Below are 8875 nucleotides of genomic sequence, written 5' to 3' on the forward strand. Positions count from 1 at the left end.
CTGAAAATAATAAGGTTGCATTACTTATCATTCATGTGAAGAGAATTCAATATGTGAATATACATTTAGGCTTTACAATAGGCGATGAGATGCTTTATAGCGTAGGAGAACGATTAAAGAAACAAATTGGTGAAATCGGTTACCTTTCAAGACTTTCAGGCGATCGGTTTGCCTTATTAGTGACAAGTAGCAGTGTACTAGACATTTCTTCGACGCTGGAAATGATACAAAGCAGTCTGAAACAACCATTTTCAATACAAGGACAACTATTTTATCTTTCTTGTAGCGTCGGATATGCAATATCAACGCTTGAAGAACGTGAGAAGAGCTTACAGCGCGCAGAGCTTGCCCTTCTATATGCAGAGAAAGTTGGACGGACTAGCAGCATGTACGAACCTTCTATGAAGAAAGAAATAACGGATCAAATCGAACTGACATTGGAATTGCAGCGTGCTGTATCCAACCAAGAGTTCGTGCTCTATTACCAACCGCAAATTAATACACGTACGCAAAAGCTGAGCGGTATGGAGGCTTTAGTACGGTGGAAACATCCTGAAAAGGGAATAATATCCCCAGCTACATTTATTCCTACTGCAGAAGAAACCGGTCTTATTATTCCGCTAGGGAAATGGGTGCTGTATGAGGCGTGCCGCCAATGTGCCCAGTGGAAAGAGGAAGGGTATAGTATTGGTAGGTTAGGTGTAAATGTCTCTCTTGTACAATTTGTCCAAGATGATTTTATAGATATTGTTAAGGACGCGCTTAAACAAACGGGGCTAAACCCTAAAGACTTGGAGCTTGAATTAACAGAATCGATTAGTATGGAACAAGATACGAAAGCGATAGAAAAACTTAAGAATTTACATCAATTAGGTGTGCGTGTTAGCATTGATGACTTTGGAACAGGTTATTCAAACTTGCAATATTTACAGCAATATCAAGTACATACGATCAAAATTGCACCGCAATTTGTTACAGAACTTGCACTTAGCTACCGGAATAAATGGATTATTTCGGCTATCACATTTTTGGCAGAGCAGTGTAATGTAAAGCTCATTGCTGAAGGGGTTGAGACTGTAGAGCAGTTAGCCTTTCTCAACTCGTTAAATTGTACACATGTGCAAGGCTATTACTTTAGCCCCCCACTTCCATCAAATGAGTTTGTGTCGTTTGTTGGAGCTATATAAGCCCTACTTTTCCTTTACCAAATATAAAGGAAAAAGTAGGGCTTATTTTTTGTAATTACAAATCTGTAATAACACTATATAATATTATTAATAACTGTTATATAATAGATTTACAAAATGATTGTTATTTTTTACATAGGATGGTGGTTGTATGGAAGTTTTGCTAGCGATTATGCCGATTATTAGCATCTTTTTCTTTCTTTTTGTTATGAGGCAAACGAGTTTACGAGCTTCCTTGTTTGCATACTTAGCTTCGCTATGTATCGTACTCTCGTATCCAGCATTTCATTTACAAGTTGGGCAAATTACGCATGCAACGATAAAAGGAGCACTTATTTGTTTTATCATCGGTTACGTTTTATTTTTTGGCATTTTATTATTTCACCTCATGAATAAAATGGGGAGTATTAGCAGTATTGCTACCTTTATTACGTATGCGACAGGAGATAGATTGTTACAAACTCTTCTCCTTTGCTTTGGACTTTGCCCGCTCATCGAGTCTGCAAGCGGCTTTGGAATTGGATTTATGATTGCAGCTCCGATTTTTCTGGCGCTTGGCTATCCTCCATTACAGTCTGCTTTGCTCTCGTTTATTGGGTTATTAGCAAGTTCTTGGGGAGCACTTGCCACAGGAACAATTATTGGAACGCAAATTCTAAATATGCCGTTAGCGAAAATGGGAGCGGGCACAGCGCTACTAAGTACCCCTGTTTTTGCTTACTTCATCGTTGCCGCACTCTTCATTGTAGGAGGTTGGTCAGCAGTTGTGCAAAAGTGGAAAGAAAGCGTTATCTTTTTTCTGTTGTTTTCATCCTCGATTTATTTATTTAGTAAATATGTCAGTGTCGAGCTAGCTGGCATATTAGGACCTATGATAACGACTAGCTATGGACTTTGGCTAGCGAAATCGAATGTGAATGAGGAAGCCTATGGCCAGCAAGCAGCGTCCGTTGCAGGTGAACGGGAATCTATTGTTAAAATTATGAGTCCGTACTTATTTTTAACTGTATGTATTCTTCTTTCTCGGATCGTTCCAGTATTTCAGCACACTTTAGTAAGCAATGCAGTTGTTGATCTTCCAGCTTTTTCTTATAAACTACAACTTTTGTATTCGCCAGGATTTTGGCTCTTTATCACTTGTGTATTCACCATTTTTTTACTAAGGATTCCGTTTCGTATTGTGAAAGAATCTCTACTGCAAACGAGTAAGCAATGGATTACCTTTTTTATTACAACAACTATGTTTATTTCTGTATCCGAATTAATGGGGGCATCTGGAATGCATTCTCTGCTCGCGCAAGCAGCAGGTGATACATTTGGGAGGATGTTCCTTGTAGTTGCACCTATCATTGGAGCGGTTGGTGGGTTTTTAACAGGCAGTAATGCAGGTTCCAATGCAATGTTTATGAAGCTACAAATGGAAACGGCACGCCATATTGGGTTGCCATGGGAATCTATTACGATGGGGCAAAATACGAGCTCTTCGGTTGCGACAATTGCAAGTCCATCTCGAATTACGCTTGGCGCTTATATTTGCGGCATTCCATTTCGGGAAAACGAACTGCTTCGTAAAACCACTTTTTTAATTGGAGGAACGATTATTCTAATTATAGCTGAAATGATCCTATGGAGTTTTTTTTGGTAGGGAAAGTTATTTATACTTGAAATAATATACATTTTTTTATTATCGGGCATATTTCGCTCTTCTCTGCCATAGAATGTAGTAATTCCGATCATATTGTCGGATTGTGACAATTCCGTTACAATGGTGAATAACAGAGGTAAAGGAGAGCGCAATGTGGGAAACAAAAAACTAGTTGTCTATTATGCTGTTTTTACGATTGGATGGTTTTTGTTTGTAAATGTGCTAGAGGGTGCCTCTACTAATCGAATTCAAAGTATGCTGTTGTTTAGTAGAATTACTGATTTGATATATATTATTATTTCAGGGTGCTTTTTATACTATTTACTATCAAAACAGAAGCAACCAAAAGGGCTCCATCAGGAAGAACTACGATTAAGTCATCTTATTCAATCCATGGTTGATTTTGTTACGTTGAAAGATGAAAATGGCAGATGGATTGAGACCAATAACTTTGGCGTGCATTTGTTTCAGCTTGAAAATGTGGATTACCGCGGTATGACGGATGCGGAACTTGGCGCGCATAACCCTTTTTTTAAAGATATTTTTTCCTATTGTGAAATTTCCGATGAAAAAACGTGGCTGGCACGTAAGAATATGCGATGTGAGGAAATTATTCCCCAGCCTAATGGGGAAACAAAAATACTAGATGTTATTAAAGTTCCCTTGTTTCATAGTAACGGAACGAGAAAAGCATTAATTGTAATTGGCCGTGACATTACGGAACAAAAAAATGCTGACAAGAAGCTCACACAAAGTGAGCAACGCTATAAATCTCTTTTTAAATACAATCCAGATGTGGTATATATGGTCGATTTACATGGGGTTATTACGGATTTAAGTCCCCATTTTGAAGTAGTTACCGGCTTTAAAACAGAGGAATTTATCGGGAAATCCATATTGCGCATCATTGATGAAGAATATCGCAATCAGGCGATTGAAGTATTTAAGCATGTGCTAAAAAATGAAGAGGGAACAACAAATCACGAGGTACAGCTTTTACATAAAGATGGGTCCAAGCGGATATTAAATTGTACGACAGTTCCGATGATTGTAGAAGATCAAATGGTAGGTGTTATCGGTTATGGTCAAAACGTAACAGAATGGAAAAAGACTGAGGAACAACTACGTAAAGTGGAAATGCTATCTACAGTTGGTGAGCTTGCAGCAGGAGTTGCTCATGAAATCCGCAATCCCCTTACTGCCTTGCGTGGATTTGTACAATTGCTTAGTAGAAAAGATACGACGGATCCGCATTATTATGAAATTATGTTAAATGAATTAGATCGTATTAATAATATAGTAAGTGAACTTCTCGTGTTAGCAAAGCCGCAAAAAATAACATTTGAGAAAGAAGATATTCGTAGTATTGTAAAGGATGTCATGTCGCTGCTTGAAACACAGGCGAATTTTCATGGTGTAGAAATGACGAAAGAGGAAGAAGAGCATCTTCCACTTATTGATTGTGAAGGAAATCAGTTGAAGCAGCTTTTTATTAACCTAATTAAAAATTCATTTGAAGCAAATGCATCCCGTGTAAAGGTGGAGATAAACCGTAAAGATGATACTCATATCGTCGTTACGGTTCACGACAATGGAAGTGGGATGTCCGAAGAGCATCTTAAGCATTTAGGTGAACCATTCTTTTCTTACAAAGAGAAAGGAACGGGACTCGGTCTTACGGTAAGCTACCGGATTATAGAATTCCATAAAGGAAGCATCATGTTTGACAGCAAGCAGGGAGAAGGAACGACTGCCACAGTCACTTTACCGATTTCAAATGAGACGAGAAGCAGAAAGAATATGATTTCTACTGCTTCCAGTAAGGGATAGAAATGGGAACTGTTTTTTTTAAAAAATGGGTCATTTTGGTAATTAAAACAGTTTACAAACCCCTTTTTCATATACTATAATAAGATACGTAAGAAAAATATTCCAAAAGGAGGTCGATTAGCATGAAAACACCTATGATGTATTTCGTAATAGTTACAACCCAATATCAGTCGACCAATTGGCGGGAGTGCTGAAATTGCACAAATCCTTGTAAAATCACGCCGTAGGGACGATTTGTTTCTTGCGGCTTTTTCATGTAAGCCGCAGGAGCTAGAATGATCCTGCGGCTTTTTTGTGCCATTTTCAGTAAGAAGGAGGGAGGAAGAACGATGCGATTACAACTGCTCATTTTTACGGTTATTATTGAAAAGCGAAAACGTACGATTGAAGAATACAAGCACGATGAACAAGTAAAGCAGAAAATGGATGAACTAAAAAGTCGTCACCTATTTTTAAATCTGTAAAGTAGGTACTTATTATAAAGAAGGGAGAGAGATGCGATGAAAAGACTGCTAATGATGCGTCGTTTAGAAATGGTGTGGATTACAGAGGTAGATTCTGGGTAGTGAAAGGGGGCCTTCTGCGCGTGTGGAGGCCCTCTCTTTAATTCTTTCCTACTGATAAAATGAGAATAGTACTAAGTATACAAATCATTCCAATCCATTCTGTGATGCCAAAGGATAGATTTAGCCAAACAATGGATACGAAGGTCGCAGATAGCGGCTCCGCACTACCAAGTACGCTCGCCTCTGAGGCACGAATATACTTTAAGCTCTCCAAATACATGTAGAATGAAAGAAGGGTGCCGAACAAAACAATAAAGAGAAAGGCAAACACGGCTTCAATCGACCATTGCCCACTGAATTGAAAAGGAGAATGGAGGAGGCTAAGGCCAATTCCACCAATCAACATCCCCCAGCCAACAATCGGGATAGATCCCCATTTTAAGATTAGACGATATGGATGTAGCGTATAAAAAGCAGCAGTAAGGGCTGATAATATCCCCCAAAAAATTGCCCATGTGCTTATGGATAATTGCAGTCCACCACCTTTTGTTACAAGAAAAAAGGTACCGACTAGTGCAAGCAGCACAGCCAAGCTTTCTTGTAAGGTTGGCAGACGTTTTGTTCGAACGGATAGGTAGAGTGTAATAATAACAGGACTCATATACTGAAGCAAAGTAGCAGTCGCTGCATTGCCGGCTGTAATGGTTGCAAAATACGTATACTGTACTCCAAGCATGCCGAAAATACCAAAGATAACGAGACTGTTTCGGTCCTTTTTGTCTTTCCAAATATCAAAAAAATGCTGCTTTTGTTTCGAATAATCGAAGGCAAGTAACAGCATACCCGATAGCAAGAGACGAGTCCCAACAAGCCATTCCGTATTAAATCCTTGTTTTTGAAATAAAAACTGAGCAGCAGTACCTGAAATTCCCCAAAGACTTGCTGCTGTAATGACAAACACAATTCCTTTCCATCTTTCATTTGTTGCAACGATGCTATGCGAACTCATACATGTTCCCTCACAATCTATTACTTATTAAATTTTAGATGAAAAATCTATTGTTTTTCGTCAAATCTTTGTCATATATATTCTTGACTGGGAGATGCACTCAGTACAACGGTATTTCGACTCCGTTGTTTCGCTACGTAGAGTGCTTTGTCTGCTCGGTCGACGAGCTGATTTGGGGATTCAGTTTGATGGCAGGACGAAAGAGCGATTCCTACGCTAATCGTAACAAAGGGTGAAACGGTGGATGCTTTGTGGGGGATTTGTAATTGTTCTATCTTATGACGGATTCCCTCGCCTGCTTCCAACGCTTGTATTTTGTTTGTATTAGGTAGGAGGATAATAAATTCTTCTCCGCCGTACCGAGTAACTGTTCCATCGATGCATTCACATACTTCTTGAAGCGCATGCGCCACTTGTTTCAGACAAGTATCTCCTTTTACATGTCCGTAAGTATCGTTGTAACGTTTAAATTGATCGATGTCGCAAAGTATGACCCCTAGTGTCTGATTTGTTAATGTACTTTCATTACATAGTTGTTCTATGGTTGTGGAAAATGCTCTGCGGTTTCCGATTCCTGTTAATTCATCGTGGAACGAAATTTCGTTTGCTTGTTGTAATTGAGCCGTGATATCTATAATTTCTGAAATATCTTTTGTGACAGCAAATACTTCTAAGTCGTCTCCTTGTTTATTTTGAATCGTTCGAAACGCCGATTCCATCCATTTGTATGAATGATCCTCGCATTTTATACGGTAGCGAACTGTATGCACTTTCGAAGTAGACATAATTCTGCGAAGCACATCCTCTACATACAAAGAATCAGAATGATGTACAAAATCAAGAAGAGATTTCTCGAGTATATCTTCCGTTTCATAGCCAAGCAGTTTTTTGCTACTAGGAGAGACATACAAAAATTCTCCTGTTTGTGAATGCTTTGATATAATGTCATTGGAATATTCGGTAAGCAGTGTAAATGTATCATTTGATCGCTTCTCCATGCGCTTCATTTCGGAGATATCGATAATTTGTGAAATGAAGTAAAGCGGTACACCTTTACGATCTTTTACAATTGCAACGCTTAAAAGAGCCCAAATAATTTTACCATTTTTATGATAATACCGTTTTATTAATTGGTAGGTATCCATTTTTCCTGCTAACAGTTGCTCAACATAGAAGTTATCTAATTTTAGATCGTCTTCATGCGTAACATCTTGAAAGGTTATATCAAGTAATTCTTCTTCACTATAGCCGATCATTTCATAGAGAGCGGGGTTTGTTTTCAGCCATTTTCCATCTAGGCCTACTAAAGCCATCCCAATGGGTGCATGTAAAAATGCTGTAAAGAATAATCGACAGTCCGACACAATTTGTTTGTTCATAAACGTTCACCTCTTAGATGTAAATAGAAATTCATTTCGGAAACCATTCTGATATGTTAGATACGTATAGTTACATATTATACTTTTTTTCAGCTTACTAGTAGTAAGCTGAAATATACTACTATGATTATAGTGTAAACAAATTAGAAGTTCTAGGTTATAAATTTAGAGGAGAACTATTTTACATATCAATATTTCTAGTTAGCTTTACAGAAAAAAGAAATATCGTATTTTTCAATAGTTATGTATATTGTATGTTACCATGCCATGGTTTTTAAATCGATATAGATTTGGGATGATATTGAAATAAATGAGAGGAAGCAAGAATCGTTTTATCATAGCGCAAAGGGAAAGGAAGAGGGGAATCCTTCTTCCTTTCCGGGCTACTTAATATACGGTCCGCCTTGCTTTTTTAAATCTTCAAATGCAGGTAGCTGTAGGTGCCAAACTTCAGGTAATTCGTCTAAGGGAAAGAAGCGAAGCTGGAGTGTTTCGTTATTATTTTCGTGGAGGTTACCGGAAAATTCGCGCGTTGTGAACATAAATTTGACTAGGGACACTTGATCCCCGTTTTGCAAAGTGCGTTCAAAGTTCGGACCGGAGTAGACGCCAAGTAAATCAAGGTTGCCAAGCGTAAGTCCTGTTTCTTCCCAAATTTCTCGTCTTGCGGTTTCTTCAATCGTTTCCCCAAGCTCCATATAGCCGCCCGGATGCCCCCAAAGTCCGTTGTCTGAACGTTGCTGCAACAAAACTCGGTTTTGCTCATCCAAAATAAACACGCCAGCGACTACCATAATTACCTTGTTGTGCCCAACAAAATTTCGTAGATATGAGATGTAATCTGCCACAATGAGTTCCTCCTGTATATATTCTTGATTCTATTATAAGTTCTGAAAGGGGGATAAGAATAGAAAAAATATCCAAACGGTATATTGTTTTGCAAGATACTGTTTGGTATACAAGGATCAGATTGATGCCTGCAAATGAGGAAAAGGAAAGATAGCGGTAATCAAACAATTAGTTTGATACCCACAATTCCAATAATTTTCCGGTTTAGGTAACCAATGAAGCATGTATTAGCGAAAATCCCAATTTATCGACTTTTCAAATAAGGGATAGATTTCATCATGTTCGCTTGCCTTTTTCTCTATCTTCAAGCTATTCCACCAACTCTATTTCCAATCGGAATCGAATGAATTGACGGATAGTTGCTACAATGATAACGTAAAGTATGAATTTTCTTATTTTATCGAAAAGGATGAGAGTCATGCATATATATGAAGATATTACAGAATTGATTGGGAATACGCCTGTAGTGA

The 8875-nt window shown here is 38.3% G+C and carries 7 protein-coding genes; 4 read left to right on the plus strand and 3 right to left on the minus strand.

Annotation, left to right across the window (positions count from 1 at the left end):
* From AC11ZT_RS09740 to AC11ZT_RS09755, 4 genes are all read left to right on the plus strand, one after another.
* Positions 1-1187: putative bifunctional diguanylate cyclase/phosphodiesterase (locus tag AC11ZT_RS09740; protein ID WP_484059407.1), on the plus strand; the 1187-nt coding region annotated here is incomplete at its 5' end.
* A 151-nt stretch (positions 1188-1338) separates the two neighbouring features.
* Entirely contained in the window at positions 1339-2832 is a 1494-nt protein-coding gene (locus AC11ZT_RS09745) for an L-lactate permease (RefSeq protein WP_484059408.1), read from the plus strand.
* Positions 2833-2985: 153 nt separating this feature from the next.
* Positions 2986-4662 carry a PAS domain S-box protein gene (locus tag AC11ZT_RS09750; RefSeq protein ID WP_484059409.1) on the plus strand — a complete coding sequence of 559 codons (1677 nt, stop codon included), beginning with the start codon at positions 2986-2988 and terminating at the stop codon, positions 4660-4662.
* Positions 4663-4991: 329 nt separating this feature from the next.
* Positions 4992-5126: a YrzI family small protein gene (locus AC11ZT_RS09755; RefSeq protein ID WP_484059410.1), complete on the plus strand. Its 135-nt coding sequence runs from the start codon at positions 4992-4994 to the stop codon at positions 5124-5126.
* Positions 5127-5265: 139 nt separating this feature from the next.
* Here the strand turns inward: AC11ZT_RS09755 and AC11ZT_RS09760 are convergent, their stop codons facing one another.
* From AC11ZT_RS09760 to AC11ZT_RS09770, 3 genes are all read right to left on the minus strand, one after another.
* Positions 5266-6177: a DMT family transporter gene (locus tag AC11ZT_RS09760; RefSeq protein ID WP_484059411.1), complete on the minus strand. Its 912-nt coding sequence runs from the start codon at positions 6175-6177 to the stop codon at positions 5266-5268.
* 71 nt (positions 6178-6248) lie between these two features.
* On the minus strand, positions 6249-7556 hold the full coding sequence (locus tag AC11ZT_RS09765; RefSeq protein ID WP_484059412.1) for a sensor domain-containing diguanylate cyclase: 1308 nt from the start codon (positions 7554-7556) through the stop codon (positions 6249-6251).
* A gap of 383 nt (positions 7557-7939) precedes the next feature.
* The gene (locus tag AC11ZT_RS09770; RefSeq protein ID WP_484059413.1) at positions 7940-8350 is read right to left on the minus strand and encodes an NUDIX hydrolase; all 411 of its coding nucleotides are present in this window, start codon (positions 8348-8350) and stop codon (positions 7940-7942) included.
* Positions 8351-8875 lie beyond the last annotated feature (525 nt).

The sequence above is a fragment of the Ectobacillus sp. genome, assembly GCF_056992975.1.